The sequence below is a fragment of the Acinetobacter sp. AOR14_HL genome, assembly GCF_027855175.1.
GTDB lineage: Bacteria > Pseudomonadota > Gammaproteobacteria > Pseudomonadales > Moraxellaceae > Acinetobacter > Acinetobacter calcoaceticus.
Genome location: NZ_JAKTII010000008.1, coordinates 146745 through 162126 on the forward strand (window position 1 = coordinate 146745; position 15382 = coordinate 162126).

The following is a 15382-nucleotide window of genomic DNA, read 5'->3' on the forward strand; positions in this document are numbered from 1 at the left end:
CAGTTTAATCCATTTGAAAAATAAGACTTCTACTTCTAGTATATTTAAAGAGCGTTATTAAAAGATCTTACGTTGTTCCAACAATTGAAGAGGTAATTTTATGCATCATTATTTACAGCCTTCAGCTTATTTTTCCTCTTGTTTTTTCACCTTCATACAGTAAATTGGAGGAATAACAATTAAAGGAATCTGATGCATTATTAAATAAAAAATAATGAGCTAACATCTCAGTGAAAAGAATTTTTAAACGGTTTCTCTCACCATTTGTTTACTCATTTCTTTATTTGATAAACATGAGTTTTTAACCCAGAAGTCCAGGAAAATGAGCCCTACTATTTTATCAAGAGCTCAATAATTATTACCCAGAGAGAATATAACCATGTCAGACGAATCAAAATGTCCTTTTTCAGGTCATAACTCAAAACCGGAAGCAACGGTCGGTGGTGGTACGCCTAGTTTACATTGGTGGCCAAAACAATTACGCGTTGACTTGCTCAACCAACATTCAGAACGTTCTAATCCACTTGGTAAGGATTTTGATTACCGCGAAGAATTTAAAAAAATTGACTACTACGCACTCAAAGCTGATATCAAAAATGTGTTAACCGATTCCCAAGATTGGTGGCCAGCCGATTGGGGAAATTATACAGGCTTATTTATTCGTTTAGCATGGCATGCTGCTGGTACATATCGTATGGGCGATGGCCGTGGTGGCGCTGGTCGCGGCCAACAACGTTTTGCACCATTAAATAGTTGGCCTGACAATGCGAGCTTAGATAAAGCACGCCGCTTGCTATGGCCAGTTAAACAAAAATATGGTCAAAAAATATCTTGGGCAGATTTATTTATTCTTGCAGGTAACATTGCGCTTGAATCTTCTGGCTTCCGCACCTTTGGTTTTGGTGCTGGTCGTGAAGATGTTTGGGAACCAGACAACGATGTAAACTGGGGCGATGAAAAAGAATGGTTAGCTCATCGAAACTCTGAAGCATTGGAAGGCAGCAATCTAGCTGCAACTGAAATGGGTCTAATTTATGTAAACCCTGAAGGTCCACAAGCCAGTGGTGACCCTAAATCGGCTGCACCATTTATTCGTGCGACTTTCGGCAACATGGCAATGGATGATGAAGAAATTGTTGCATTGATTGCTGGCGGTCATACCTTAGGTAAAACTCACGGTGCTGGCTCTGCTGACCATGTTCAGGCTGATCCTGAAGGAGCACCAATTGAACAAATGGGCTTTGGCTGGTCAAATAGCTTTGGCACAGGTGTTGGTAAAGATGCGATCACTTCTGGCTTAGAAGTTATTTGGTCACAAACTCCAACCCAATGGAGCAATTACTTCTTTGAAAACCTATTCAAATACGAGTGGGTACAAGAACGTTCACCTGCAGGCGCAATTCAATGGGTAGCAGCAGATGCTGAAGCGATCATTCCAGATCCATTCGACCCATCAATTAAACGTAAGCCAACAATGCTCACTACAGATTTGACCTTACGTTTTGATCCTGAGTTTGAAAAGATCTCTCGTCGCTTCCATAACGACCCACAAGCTTTCGCCAATGCTTTTGCCCGTGCATGGTTTAAATTAACTCACCGCGATATGGGTCCAAAAGCACGTTATTTAGGTCCAGAAATTCCTGCTGAGGATTTAATTTGGCAAGATCCATTACCGACTGCAAGCGCTATACCATCTTCTGCTAGCATTGCGGATGCTAAGGCAAAAATTGTTGCGCTGGGACTATCTGCTGGAGAGTTGGTTTCTCTTGGTTGGGCTTCAGCCTCAACTTTCCGTGGTGGAGACAAACGCGGTGGTGCAAACGGCGCCCGCATTGCTTTATCGCCACAACGTGATTGGGAAGTAAACCAAAAAGCGGTTGAGACTTTAACTAAAATTGAAGAAATCAAAGCATCAACTCAATTGTCATTAGCTGATTTAATTGTTCTCGCAGGTAACGTTGGTGTAGAGCAAGCTGCTCAAGCGGCAGGTTTCAATATTAGCATTCCATTTGCCCCTGGTCGTGTTGATGCTTTACAAAGTCAAACTGATGTCGAATCTTTCCAATTACTCCTCGGCCTTGCTGATGGTTTTAGAAATTGGAAAAAAGAGGGAGTTAATGCAGCAACTGAAGCATTATTAATTGATAAAGCACAGCAACTAACTTTGACTGCACCAGAGTTAACTGCATTGGTTGGTGGGTTACGCGTACTAGGTACCAACTGGGATGGTTCACAACACGGCGTATTCACTCAGCAAGTTGGTGTACTCAGCACAGACTTCTTCACGAACCTACTCGACATGTCTACGGTGTGGGCACCTGTTGACTCATCAAACGAAGTATTTGAAGGCAAAGACCGTAAAACAGGTGCAGTAAAATTTACTGCAACACGTAATGACTTAGTCTTTGGCTCAAACTCAATCTTGCGTGCCTTAGCAGAAGTTTATGCTCAGGCAGATGGTAAAGAAAAATTTGTTCAAGACTTTGTTGCGGCATGGACTAAAGTCATGAATCTTGACCGTTTTGACTTAGCTTAATTTAGGTCAAAATAATAAAAAGCCAGTTCAATTTGAACTGGCTTTTTAAATTTAAATATAAAATTATCTAGTAATTACACAGTTAATTTATGCCCTTCACGGATGCAATAAAAAGGATTCGCAAGCTTTGACGAAGCTTTAATTGCTTGTCCAAGAGCATGTTCTGGATCTTCCCGACCTTCATCAGTCAACTGGAAAGTCCGATAATGAATCGCAACAGAACGATGGGCCTGTAAATCAAAGTGTGCATGTAGTGCATCTTGTGGATTCATGTGGACATAGCTCATCAAGGCCCGTGGCTCATAAGCACCTATTGGAAGCAAAGCAACACGTGGCGCCCCATAACGTGCATGTATTTGTTTGAAATGCCCTGCATAACCAGTGTCCCCTGCAAAGAAACAATGACCTGTTTTAGCAACAACCGAAAAGCCTCCCCAGAGTGCTTTATTTTGGTCACGTAGACCACGGCCCGATCCATGCTGTGCAGGTGTATAGATTATTCTTAATTCGTGATAGGGAATTTCTTGCCACCAATCCATCTCAATCACATGAAATTCTTTTGGTAGATAAAAACCATTCCCCAATCCCGTGTAAATCGGCATTGCAAATTTTTTATGCAACCAATCGAGTGTAGCCAGATCCATATGGTCATAGTGATTATGGCTGAGTAAAACACCATGAATAGTCGGTAATTGCTCTAACGCAAAACCCGCAGGGCATACACGGCGTGGTCCACGACCATGTAAAGGGCTTGCATAATCACACCATACTGGGTCAGTAATAAAGTTATAAGGTCCGATCTGAATTAATACTGTAGCATGCCCAACAAACCAAACTTGCCAATCATCCAAATCTGCATGTGGTCGATTTTGAGGTAAAGCCACAGCTGTATTTATGCGGGTTTCATATTCACTTTGAATATCAACATTCCATGTATAAGACTCACGAGTAGCTAACCAACGTAACAGCTCTTTTGAGCCTCTAGCCGGTAATTTAGGTTGTTGGTTATAAAAACGTGTATCTGATTCATGCCCTGACTCGGGATGATAAAAAGGAGGTTTTATCCATGTATGCGTCCAACAGGACTGAGTCGGCAATTGATATGTTAATGTCGGCTTGTCTTTCATGGGCTTTTCTATGCTTTAGCATCGGCAGAATGGATGTGTTCAGGTTTCTATCTTAACAATTAAAACAAATTAAGCTATGGCACTTACACTTATTTATCATATAAATATCCCTTTTATTGTGGTCACAGCCAACATAAGTTGAATTAGCTTGCCATAAAAAATACATAGATGTGTTGGGTTTATGCGTCGATAATTACCATTCTTATTAAGAGCACTTGTATAACATAACAATCATAAGTCACGTGAAGTTGTCAGAGAATTGCCCTGTTTTGCCTTAGTAGGCCTTACTTTTCTAATTTAAAATGTTTTGACAACTTATAGAACAAAATATTTAGTAACACTTAAAGCTGATTCATTCTGACAGAATTCATATTTTATAATATTAATTTATTCCTCTTCATTTTTGCATAATATGAGAATTACTCATATTAATATTTAAAACATTTAAACATTTCTTTGATTAAGTAAAGATAATGCATTTAACATCTAACAATTAATATATTTTATGAATTATTAAAATCCAGCTTCCCATATTAAATACTTAATGAAAATTTAAATTCCATTTATTTTATAAATACCTAAAGTATCTTCACGCTATATCCCTTTATGCTTTATACTTCACATAAATCATAGTAAGACATTTTTTGGATTAGTCTTATGGAACTACGCCACCTCCGATATTTCATTACCGTTGCTGAAGAATTAAATTTTAGTAAAGCCGCTCTTAAACTTTTTACCGCACAACCCTCCCTTAGCCAACAGATTAAAGATTTAGAAGAAGATGTTGGTGTACGACTTTTAAATCGCACTAAACGTAAAGTTGAGTTAACCGAAGAAGGCGTAGTATTTTTAGAACATGCTCGCCTTACCCTTGCTCAAGCTGAAAAAGCAGTTGCTCTGGCAAGACAGGTTTCTAAAGCTAAACAGCAACTATTGCGTATCGGTTTTGTCCCCATTGCAGAAATGAAAATTTTCCCTTACGTTCTTCCTAATCTGCGACTACAACACCCCGATCTCATCATTGAATTATCTAACCTAAACAATACTGAACAAATTAAAGCCTTAAAAAAAGGCGAGTTGGACATTACCTTTACCCGAGAAAATACAGATAGTGATGATATCCAAAGCCAATTTGTTTTGACTGAACCCTTGATTTTTTTACTTCCTAAAAATCATCCACTTACTCAATATGACCGAATTCCTGTCCATGCCTTACAAGGCGTTGATTTTATTATTCCTGCTGCCGAGCAGTCACAAACATTACATAACACTATTCTAGACTTTGCCAAAACTCACAATATTGACCTCAATATTGTTCAAAAAGCAGATAGCATGTTGTTTAATATTAACTCTCTTGGTTCTGGATTAGGTTGTACAATTTTACCTGCTTACGTGGCACCTTTAGGAATCAAAAATACGGTAGTCCGCCCGCTTGATATCGAGTTACCAACACTGGATTTATTCGTAAATTACCGTAAAAACTCACAGTCTTTAGGCGTCCAAAAGTTCATTGATCAACTCACTAAAGTATTTCATCTGGATAAAAACTTAACTCACACTTAATCAGAAAAGCTATATTTTATTTTTAAGTAGATGATTAATAAGAACACCTTTATAAAAAGTATAAGTAAATATTATTTTTATTTATTTTATACTTTTTATAAACATTTTAGCCCATGGTTTTGTTCTATTTTACCTACTCAGCAAAAGTAGATACCTCTTAAATATAATTGAAAATCTTGGAATAAAATCTATATAAAACTGGATATTATTTTCACCATTTAATAAAAAATAATATATTTACCATGTGGTAAAAGGAGATTAGGGAAAATGGTTGCAGTATTTCAACATCTTGGACGTAGTGTACTAAACCGCCCTCACTTCTTTATTGCTTTATTTATGGGACTTATTACAGCAAGTATTCTGACATGGTTAACTTCATGGAAATGGTCAACTATTTTATTAGTCAGCTGGAATGCTTCTGTTAGCGTATATCTATTATATATTTTGCAACTTATGAAAAGTTGCGATCATTCAAAAATGCAACAGCAAGCAAAAAAACAAGATGAAAGCAAATGGGTCATTATGCTGATTGTTTTATTGGCCTTAGGCATGTGTTTAGTTGCTATTCTAATCCAACTCTCACAGCTTCCTTCTGAGAGTTCTGCAAAGCTAGGGCATGTAGCTTTAGCTTTACTAACAATTGTTTCTGCATGGCTGTTTATGCATAGCGTTTTTGCCCTACATTACGCACATGATTTCTATATGGCTTTGTCTAGAAATGAAGAAAATGGCGGTTTAGATTTCCCTGGAACAGAACATCCTACTTACCCTGATTTTTTATACTTTAGTTATATTATTGGCACTTCTGCCCAAACTGCCGATGTTTCAATTACCACAAAACATATGCGGCTTTTAAATTTATTTCACGCCGTGTTGTCATTTGGTTTTAACACCACAATTTTAGCGATTTGTATTAACGTTGCTGCTGGCTTTCTTACCAACTAAAACTTTTATTTCGAAAATAAAAAAGTCACCCAAATGGGTGACTCTTAATGGTATAGGTTTATACCAATGTACCCATACTGCTTTGCTTTAAGCCTTCGCGTTGTTTGATGGTCTCAACATAACGCGTAATGGCAGGATGGGATTCAATCGCCCCCATTTTTAATTGCCATAAGAGCATTGCTCCAACACTTACATCTGCCGCGGTAAATTGTTCACCACATACATACGGATTTGCTTCACTCAAGCCTTGCACTAAAGCTTGATAAGCATCGTTATAATCACCATAGCCAACAAACATTTTTTGCTCAGGCGATACCTCTATTCCGAGGGCTTTATCAACGCCTGCAGCTTCCCATGGACCTGCCATTACAAATAACCAGCGATAGTACAAACCACGTTTAGGATCATCTAATGCCGGAGCCAACCCCTTGTCGAAAAATTTATCAGCCAGATAAGCACAGATTGCGCCTAGCTCATAAATAACGACATCACCATCCACCAATGCTGGCACTTTTCCAAAAGGGTTAATTTTTAAATATTCTGGTGATTTCATTTCAGTCTTATATGCAACTTCAATGCGTTCACATTCAACACCTAATTCGACTAAAAGCCAGTCGATCACAACACCACGCGACTCTTTGTTAGTATAAAGTTTAAGGCTCATTTTTATGGCTCCTTGTTTATCGTGGGTCCTAGTCTACAAAATCTCTTTGTCAGTTTTTGTCAGTAGTCTGCGATTCTTGTGCCCACCACTGCTGAAATAGTTGTTGCTTAAATGATGGGTATAATTCTTGGCTTAAACTCAGCTGTTGAATACGATCGAGTCTAAAATGTCTAAAATCCTGCCTGAGTTCACACCATGCAGCCAACACAATTTTGTCATTAAAATATCCCAAGGCAAAAGGCCACAAGGTTCGAACACTACTTCGTTGCTGCTCATCATGATAATGCAGCGAAATTTTGACTTGCTGCCGAATAGCTAAACGCACCTGTTCGACTCGATTTTCATCTACAGGCAGCCACGTATTAAACGCTCTTAAAGTCGTTTGCTGTAATAAATATTGTCGATGCTCGGGCAAAACAGAATTCAATTTAGCTAATACTGATGTAGATGCCGATTGTAACGATTGATCTGGCACACTCTTCAACCAATACAATGCCAAAAAAATAGCTTCGACTTCATTTTCATTGAGCGTCATTGGTGGTAATACAATATCTTCTTTAAGCTGAAAACCGATACCTGCCGATGCCTCAATTTCTACGCCCTGCTCACGTAAGCTATCAATATCCCGATAGATACTTCGCACACTAATTCCCATACGCTCAGCGAGAACTTGTGCTGTGATTGGATAACGCGCTTCACGAAGTTGTTGTAAAAGGTTTAATAGGCGAATAGAACGGCTCATATCTCTCTTCTTATTGTTTTATTTAACTTTAGTTCAGGGGGAAATCAATTCCCCCTTTTTGTATTATTCTAAATTAAGCCACATCTATTGTAGGTAACTGAGCATAACCGTTTAGGAAGCGATGAAGCTCTTGAACATCCTTGGCAATCGTTAAAGGCTGGAATTGTTGCAGCACTTCAATCGAATGAACTCCATAACCAACACCAATTCGTGGCATGTCTAACCGCTGAGCCATCTCAAGGTCATAGCTACTATCACCAATCATTACCGCACGCTCAACACTCACCCCAGTGACTGTTAATATTTCTTGCAACATGAGCGGATCTGGCTTCGATCGAGTTTCATTGGCTGCTCGAGTCACATCAAAAAGATGAGTACTCTGTGTTTTTGCGATTACACGATCCAATCCACGACGGTTTTTACCCGTTGCGACTGCAAGTTTTAAACCTTGAGCTTTTAAGTCATGTAAGAGCTCAGCAACACCATCGAACCATGCATCATTTGTAGAATTCGCAATATAGTGATCGCCATACGCTTTTAAAATTGAATCATGCAACTCAGGTGCTTCTGGGAATAAGGTTTGCATGACTTCAGGCAAGCCTAAACCAATAATACTTTTTGCTGCTTCATCGGTTAAAGGTAATTCATGCTGCTCTGCGGCATGTTGCAAGCTCGCAACAATCTGTCCAACAGAGTTATATAAAGTCCCATCCCAGTCAAAAATAACTAATTCGGTTTTTAGACTCATTTTGCCACTCTCAAAGCCTTTAATAACTGGGTCATGTCTTCTGGTAACGGTGCTTCAATCGGTGGATAACCCGGAATATCTAAACGCATCGCATGTAAGCATAGACGACGTGCTTCAGGGCCAGTGTACACAGTAGTGTGCCCATATTTATCATCGCCAATCAGCGGGTGTCCAATACTTAAACCATGCACACGGATCTGATGAGTACGGCCTGACAAAGGTGATGCATGAATTAATGTTGCATTTTTAAAGCGCTCTGCTACAACCCATTCGGTTTTACTTGGTTTACCATCTTTAGTCACACGTACACGACGCTCACCATTTGCCAGTTCATATCGCAATAAAGGCGCATCAATCAGTTGTTTATCTAGGCTCACTTGACCTTTAACAATCGCAGCATAGGTCTTACGAATTTTGTGCTCACGCAACATATCTTGTAGTAGTTTTAAAGTGCTACGTTTTTTACTAATCATGACCAGACCTGAAGTATCACGGTCAATACGATGAATAAGTTCTAAATATTTTTTGCCGGTCGCTGCGCGTAATGCCTCAATCAAACCATATGCCATACCACTGCCACCATGGACAGCAATACCTGAAGGCTTATTAACAACTAATAGACCTTCATCTTCATAGACGATACGGCTTAACAAGCTTTGTGCTACATTGTCACTAACAGGAGCGGTTGTTTCATCTTTTTGTTCATAACGAATTGGAGCAACACGAATCTGATCACCAATCTCAAGTTTAGTCTCAGCTTTAACACGTTTTTTATTTACTCGAACCTGACTTTCACGAATCAAACGATAAATACGACTTTTAGGTACACCTTTTAAACGCGAGAACAGGAAATTATCAATTCGCTGTCCTGCTTGATGTTCATCCACCTCAAACCAAGTGACACTTTGCCATTGCTGTGTAGAATTCATACTAATATTTAAACCTGAAATTTTGCTAAATTTGATTAATAAATGACCGTTTAGCTTAGTTTTTTCACAAGAAATCTAAGCTTAGCCCATAGGCAGATGCTGCAAGGTTTGATATAGTCAGCGCACGGATACCGCCGTAAGTGAACATCTAATAGGGAATTTCCCTGATTGAAACCTCAATCAAAATGATGCTTTCACCATCAGCTCGGATAGGTCCTAAAGAATTATGCCGACGCCGAAGGCTTATTATATCGGCAAAATGACAAACTGTTGCGTTTAATTCAGTTTGTTCAAAAAAATATGTTACCAACTCTAGTTGGTTATGGAACGTAAACTGATACACATCAGACAAATCGCTCCTTAATGTTGCCTTCAGGCTAAAGCGTTGATGCATTGGAACTGCCGAAAGCACCGATACGATGAACATTCCGTATCAAACTTCTAAAAAGAAGTCACTTCGCGCACAATGACAGTGAAAGTCATTAACCAATGTACCGCTCACCCGCCAGTGAAGCACTAAGGAAGTCCGATTTAAAGGTTGAAGCAGTATTGCCTACATCACAGACGAGAATCGAAGTTCAGGCTAAATGTAGCCGGTAACAGATGACTCAGACCACAAATATTTTGAGATCTGGGAAATGATCCGTCATGTTCGATGTTCGTTCAGAACCTTTAAGTTTGTGCGATATGTTTGTGTGGGTCACTATTAGGTGTCACACCCATGAAACGTATGTTGATTAATGCAACTCACGCAGAAGAAGTCCGCGTTGCACTTATCACTGGTAATCGTCTTTACGATTTTGATTTAGAAAATCGTACCCGAGAACAGAAAAAATCCAATATCTATAAAGGCCATGTAACCCGCGTAGAACCTTCTTTAGAAGCTGTGTTTGTTGAATATGGCGCAGGTCGTCAAGGCTTCTTGTCTATGCGTGAAATTGCGAACAGCTATTTCCAAGCAGACCCGCGACAAACTTCAAACATTCGTGAACTCATCACTGAAGGTACTGAATTACTTGTTCAGGTTGAAAAAGAAGAACGTGGTAACAAAGGCGCAGCCCTCTCTACATTCATTTCACTTGCAGGACGTTATTTGGTTCTTATGCCAAACAACCCGAAAGGCGGTGGTATTAGCCGTCAAATTTCAGGTTCTGTACGTGAAGAATTAAAAGAAATTTTAGCTTCTTTAAATTTACCTCGCGGCATGAGTGTTATTGTGCGTACCGCAGGTATTGGCCGTACTCAAGAAGAATTACAGTTAGATTTACAGCATTTGCTTGACCTTTGGGCACAAATCCAAGGCACAGCAAGTTCTGGTCCGTCTCCAATGCTTGTTCACCAAGAAGCTGGTGTAGTAACTCGTGCTATCCGCGATTACTTACGTGATGACGTTGCAGAAATTTTAATTGATAGTGAACAAGCTTATAACGAAGCTTATAACTTTGTTAAAGCAGTAATGCCTCGTCAATTAGACAAACTTAAAACTTATACTTTAAACGAGCCATTGTTTGCTCATTTTGGTATTGAAAGCCAAATTCAAACTGCTTATGAGCGTGAAGTAAAACTTCCTTCTGGTGGTTCAATCGTAATTGACCAGACCGAAGCTTTAGTTTCAATCGACATTAACTCTGCGAAATCGACTCGTGGACATGATGTTGAAGAAACTGCGCTTAATACAAACCTAGAAGCAGCAGAAGAAATTGCTCGCCAACTTCGTCTTCGTGACATTGGCGGTTTAGTTGTGATCGACTTTATTGACATGACTAAAGAACGCAACCAACGCATGGTTGAAGCAAAACTTCGTGAAGCAACACAAAGCGACCGTGCACGTATCCAGTTTGGCCAATTATCTCGTTTTGGCTTAATGGAAATGAGCCGTCAACGCTTACGTCCATCACTTGAAGAAGCAACTGGATATGTTTGCCCACGCTGTCATGGCACAGGTATGGTCCGTGACCTACGCTCACTTTCGCTTTCAATTATGCGTAAAGTAGAAGAAATTGCACTTCGTGAACGTCACGGTGAAGTACAAGTAGAAGTTCCTGTTGAAATTGCAGCGTTCTTACTCAATGAAAAACGCCATAGCCTTGTTTATTTAGAACAAACTTCTAGTGTTCGTGTGACTATTTTACCTCACCCACACTTAGAAACACCTCATTATGAAATTCAGTACAATCCAGATGGATTTGCACCATCTAGCTATGAGCGTACTGAAGCAACTCGTTCAAGCGAGAAAGAGTTAGGTTATGAATCTTCTGAATGGCATTTAGAAGAAGCAGATCATGGCCATACTCATGCAGCTCCTGCTGCAAACAACACAGCCGGTCAAAAGAAAGTAAATCAACCAGCTCAACCTTCTGCTGCTCAACCAAGCACTCAAAAAGCAGCGAGCCCTTGTGCATGGTTAGAGAACCTTTTTGTTCAAAAACAAGCTAAAACTGTTGACCAATCTCGTTCGGCACAGAACGCTGCTGCGTCAATTGAACAAATGGTGAATACTGGCGCTGTAAGCCGTGGCCAGTTTGGACAAGTCGTAGTACCAGCAGTTGCTGAAGTTGTTTCGGCGCCATCTAACAATGCTTATATTTCGCAATCTCCTGCTAAACAGGAAGTTCGTGAGAATGTTGAAAAAGACGAGAAAGTACAACAACGTCCAAACAACAAAAAACGTAAGCACAAAGAGCAACGTGAACAACATCACCACACTCAAGAGCCACAACAACAGCAGCAACAACCACAACAGGTTCATGAAGAAGTTGTACAGTTATCACGTCAAGAACAACGTGAGTTAAAACGTCAACAAAAACGTCCGCACCCTGATCAGCCACATCCACAACATCAAAATGATGGACAACAAACTGAAAATGCCGTGCCGCGTCGTGACCGTAATAATCAACAACGTCCGAACCGTCCAAATCGCCACCGCGATCCAAGCGTATTAAATGAAAATCAAAATGCGCCGGCACCAGTAGTTGTTGATGAGAAACAAATTAAGGTTGATTTGATTGATGCTCCAAAGCATGAAGTCATGAATACAGCCTTAGTGATCAATGTTGATCAGGCACAAAGCGAAATTATCGCTTTAACTCCTGAGCAGCCTGTTAAACGTACTGAAACAGCACCTGTTGTTGAAGTCGTTCAAGAGCCAGCTCCAGCACCTGTTGCTGTTGTAGAAGAGGCAGTAACTGCTGAAGCAGAAGAAACTACTCCTCCTCCAGCACACAACAAAAATCAACCGCAAATTCAACGTGCGAGTAATGATCCTCGTATGCGTCGCCGTGAACAACGCAACGCAAAACGTGCCAAAGCTGCGGTACCGTCTATTGCCCCATCGCAAATTCCAACTTTGGCGCAATACACAATTGGTAGCTTGATTCGTCATGTTTATGGTGAAGACTGCACTGTATTGATTGAACAGTTTGGTTTAGTTCCAACGTTTAATCGTGCATTGCTAAAATTTGCAGAACAGTACGCAAGTACTCTAGTAACAGAAGTCGCGTCTGATGCTGAAGACAAGAAGCCTGTTACTCGTGATGCAGAGCTTCCAAGCAACAAACCATCACAAGAAGCAGAGCCTGCGCCTGTACTTGCATTGACGCCACAAAAAGAGTCGACACCACGTGTTGCTAATGATCCACGTGAACGTCGTCGTTTAGCAAAACTTGCTGCTGAACAAGCTTTTGAGCAAGTTAAACAACAACACTCTGCACCAGAAGAAGCTGCTCCTGTAGCTCCGGTTGTTGAAGAAACTGTTGTTGCTCCTGTTGCTGAAACGCAAGCACCTGTTGAGTCAAAACAACAACCGCTTGAGCTTGATCAGGTGACTGAAGTAGCGCAAAGCGAAACAAGTGCAGAAGAAGCACCAGCGACAACTGTGGTTGAAGCTCCGGCTGTGAAACAACCGAGAGCAAAAGCCAAAGCAGCCACTGAACAAGCTGTAGCACCAGTAGAAGCTAATGCAGAGGTTGAATCAGAAGATTCTAAGGCAGATCTGGACAAACCAAATCGCCCTCCTCGTCGTCCTCGTGGTCGTCCACCAAAGAAAGCAAATCCTGTAGCTGAGTAAATCATTTGCTCAATTGCAGCTAATTTAAACAAACCTAGTCATTTCGATGACTAGGTTTTTTTTGTTATTTTTAACCAATTAGGTTGATTGCACTAGAAGAAAAGTTTTAAAAGCATGGTGAACCATGAAAAATACTGTACTTTTGCCAACGCAACCTTTTTTGGATTGATCGAAAAATAAATAGGATTGATATGAGCCAGACAACACAGACCGATATCATTACGCTTGGTGATGTTGCAACAAGACTTCCTAGCTTCATCCCCAAAGTACCCCATATCCTGAATGGTCTTAAACAGGCTTACTTAAGAACAGCAAATACACCAACGGGATTAGGTGTAGCTTTTGAAAAAGCTGTTAAGCGAAATCCGCAAGGTATTGCATTATTATTTGAAGATCAAAGTTATTCTTATGAAGCTTTAAATGAATGGGCTAACCAGATTTCTCACTATTATCTATCTCTCGGGGCGCGTAAAGGTGACGTGATTGCCGTAATGGTTGAGAACCGTTCTGAGCTTATTGCCACGATTGTAGGTTTAGCTAAAATCGGAGTAACTATTGCGCTGGTTAACACTTCACAAGTCGGTAAAGTGCTCTCTCATAGCATTAACCTTGTAAAGCCAATTGCTTTAATTGCTGGGGAAGAAGTTCGAACTGCAATTGATGAAATCCGTAAGGACCTAAATGTTCCTAAAGATCGTTTCCATTGGTTTGCAGATCAAGCTACACGTCAAGATCAGGGAACAGCGCCTCAAGGTTATGCCAATCTTGCAAAAGAAATTGATCAGTTTCCAAAATTTAATCCATCAACCACAAATTCTGTTCATGGAAATGATGGTCTATTTTATATTTACACATCTGGCACAACAGGTTTACCAAAAGCTGTTGTTTTCAAACATAGTCGCTGGACGCTGGCATATGGCACCTATGGGCACATTTTGAACCTTGGTCCAGATGATGTGATGTATGTAACCTTACCGCTTTACCATGCAACAGGTGTGGTTGTGTGTTGGTGTGGGGTGATTGCAGGAAGTTCTACCCTTGCAATTCGACGAAAATATTCAACCAGTGCGTTCTGGAAAGATGTTCAGAAATTTAATGCCTCTGCAATTGGATATGTTGGAGAGCTTTGCCGCTATTTAATGGATGCCCCTACTACAGAAATTGACCGTGCTCACCGTGTAACCAAAATGATCGGCAATGGCATGCGTCCAAATATCTGGGATAAATTCAAACAACGCTTTGGTGTCCAAGAAGTTCTTGAGCTTTATGCATCAAGTGAGGGTAATGTCGGGTTTAGTAATATTTTTAACTTTGACAACACAGTCGGCTTCTCTCCTATGCCATACGCGGTCATTCAGTTTGATAAAGAAAAGAATGAGCCTGTACGCGATAAAAATGGCTGGTGTAAAAAAGTTAAAGCAGGTGAAGTTGGTTTGCTTGTAGGCAAAATTACCAGTCGCTTTCCTTTCGATGGCTATACCGATCCTGAAAAGAATAAATCTGTGATTATGCAAGATATCTTTAAAAAAGGTGATTCATATTTCAACACAGGTGACCTTGTTCGTAATATTGGTTTCCGTCATGCCCAGTTTGTTGACCGCTTAGGAGATACTTTCCGCTGGAAAGGCGAAAATGTATCTACGACTGAAGTTGAGAACATGGTTTGTGAATACGACAAGATCGCTGAAGCAGTGGTCTATGGTGTAGAAATTCCAAATACCAATGGTCGTGCTGGTATGGCAGCAATCACACTTGCTGATGGTGCTGAGTTAAATGAGTCTGATTTAACAGAAATGGTAACGATATTTAAAAAATGCCTACCGGCTTACGCAGTACCCGTGTTTTTACGTGTGCAAGCTAAAGTTGAAACAACAGGTACTTTTAAATATCAAAAGAATAAATTGAAGGAAGATTCGTTTAATCCAGGCAAAACTTCTGAACGTTTACTCGCTTTATTACCTGGTGCGAACAGTTATTGTGACATCACAACTGAAATTTTTGACAATATTCAGGCATATAAATACCGTTTTTAGTTCATTTTTTAGCTAAACAAGAGGAAATC

General features: G+C 40.1%; 10 protein-coding genes. 5 read left to right on the top strand and 5 right to left on the bottom strand.

The window, feature by feature from the left end; all coding sequences use genetic code 11:
• The first annotated feature begins 379 nt into the window (after positions 1-379).
• A complete protein-coding gene (gene katG, locus MKL38_RS09020) occupies positions 380-2536 on the top strand; it encodes a catalase/peroxidase HPI (RefSeq protein ID WP_270903089.1) in 2157 nt (718 codons plus the stop codon).
• Between the two features lie 74 nt (positions 2537-2610).
• Here the strand turns inward: katG and MKL38_RS09025 are convergent, their stop codons facing one another.
• Positions 2611-3663 carry an MBL fold metallo-hydrolase gene (locus MKL38_RS09025; RefSeq protein WP_045126235.1) on the bottom strand — a complete coding sequence of 351 codons (1053 nt, stop codon included), beginning with the start codon at positions 3661-3663 and terminating at the stop codon, positions 2611-2613.
• A 657-nt stretch (positions 3664-4320) separates the two neighbouring features.
• Between MKL38_RS09025 and hcaR the strand changes: the two genes are divergently transcribed.
• Together hcaR and MKL38_RS09035 are read left to right on the top strand one after the other, a co-directional pair.
• Positions 4321-5226 carry a DNA-binding transcriptional regulator HcaR gene (gene hcaR, locus MKL38_RS09030; RefSeq protein ID WP_151743539.1) on the top strand — a complete coding sequence of 302 codons (906 nt, stop codon included), beginning with the start codon at positions 4321-4323 and terminating at the stop codon, positions 5224-5226.
• A 267-nt stretch (positions 5227-5493) separates the two neighbouring features.
• The gene (locus MKL38_RS09035) at positions 5494-6171 is read left to right on the top strand and encodes a DUF1345 domain-containing protein (protein WP_151743540.1); all 678 of its coding nucleotides are present in this window, start codon (positions 5494-5496) and stop codon (positions 6169-6171) included.
• A 58-nt stretch (positions 6172-6229) separates the two neighbouring features.
• On the opposite strand, the gene MKL38_RS09040 is transcribed toward MKL38_RS09035, so the two are convergent.
• The 4 genes from MKL38_RS09040 to MKL38_RS09055 form a co-directional block, all read right to left on the bottom strand.
• Positions 6230-6835, bottom strand: a complete 606-nt coding sequence (locus MKL38_RS09040; RefSeq protein ID WP_270903090.1) for a glutathione S-transferase family protein — start codon at positions 6833-6835, stop codon at positions 6230-6232.
• Positions 6836-6884: 49 nt separating this feature from the next.
• Positions 6885-7577 carry a helix-turn-helix transcriptional regulator gene (locus MKL38_RS09045; RefSeq protein WP_270903091.1) on the bottom strand — a complete coding sequence of 231 codons (693 nt, stop codon included), beginning with the start codon at positions 7575-7577 and terminating at the stop codon, positions 6885-6887.
• 73 nt (positions 7578-7650) lie between these two features.
• Positions 7651-8325, bottom strand: a complete 675-nt coding sequence (locus MKL38_RS09050; RefSeq protein ID WP_270903092.1) for an HAD-IA family hydrolase — start codon at positions 8323-8325, stop codon at positions 7651-7653.
• Entirely contained in the window at positions 8322-9254 is a 933-nt protein-coding gene (locus tag MKL38_RS09055) for an RluA family pseudouridine synthase (RefSeq protein ID WP_270903093.1), read from the bottom strand. The genes MKL38_RS09050 and MKL38_RS09055 overlap by 4 nt, the downstream gene beginning before the upstream one ends.
• 721 nt (positions 9255-9975) lie before the next feature.
• Here MKL38_RS09055 and MKL38_RS09060 point away from each other — a divergent pair.
• Together MKL38_RS09060 and MKL38_RS09065 are read left to right on the top strand one after the other, a co-directional pair.
• Positions 9976-13320 carry an Rne/Rng family ribonuclease gene (locus MKL38_RS09060; protein ID WP_270903094.1) on the top strand — a complete coding sequence of 1115 codons (3345 nt, stop codon included), beginning with the start codon at positions 9976-9978 and terminating at the stop codon, positions 13318-13320.
• A 191-nt stretch (positions 13321-13511) separates the two neighbouring features.
• Complete coding sequence (locus MKL38_RS09065) at positions 13512-15353, top strand: long-chain-acyl-CoA synthetase (RefSeq protein ID WP_270903095.1); 1842 nt, start codon at positions 13512-13514, stop codon at positions 15351-15353.
• Positions 15354-15382 lie beyond the last annotated feature (29 nt).

Coding starts and splice junctions, on each gene's coding strand:
- MKL38_RS09055 (WP_270903093.1), bottom strand. CDS start 9,254: ATGAATTCTACACAGCAATGGCAAAGTGTCACTTGGTTTGAGGTGGAT.
- MKL38_RS09060 (WP_270903094.1), top strand. CDS start 9,976: ATGAAACGTATGTTGATTAATGCAACTCACGCAGAAGAAGTCCGCGTT.
- MKL38_RS09035 (WP_151743540.1), top strand. CDS start 5,494: ATGGTTGCAGTATTTCAACATCTTGGACGTAGTGTACTAAACCGCCCT.
- hcaR (WP_151743539.1), top strand. CDS start 4,321: ATGGAACTACGCCACCTCCGATATTTCATTACCGTTGCTGAAGAATTA.
- MKL38_RS09025 (WP_045126235.1), bottom strand. CDS start 3,663: ATGAAAGACAAGCCGACATTAACATATCAATTGCCGACTCAGTCCTGT.
- MKL38_RS09040 (WP_270903090.1), bottom strand. CDS start 6,835: ATGAGCCTTAAACTTTATACTAACAAAGAGTCGCGTGGTGTTGTGATC.
- katG (WP_270903089.1), top strand. CDS start 380: ATGTCAGACGAATCAAAATGTCCTTTTTCAGGTCATAACTCAAAACCG.
- MKL38_RS09045 (WP_270903091.1), bottom strand. CDS start 7,577: ATGAGCCGTTCTATTCGCCTATTAAACCTTTTACAACAACTTCGTGAA.
- MKL38_RS09065 (WP_270903095.1), top strand. CDS start 13,512: ATGAGCCAGACAACACAGACCGATATCATTACGCTTGGTGATGTTGCA.
- MKL38_RS09050 (WP_270903092.1), bottom strand. CDS start 8,325: ATGAGTCTAAAAACCGAATTAGTTATTTTTGACTGGGATGGGACTTTA.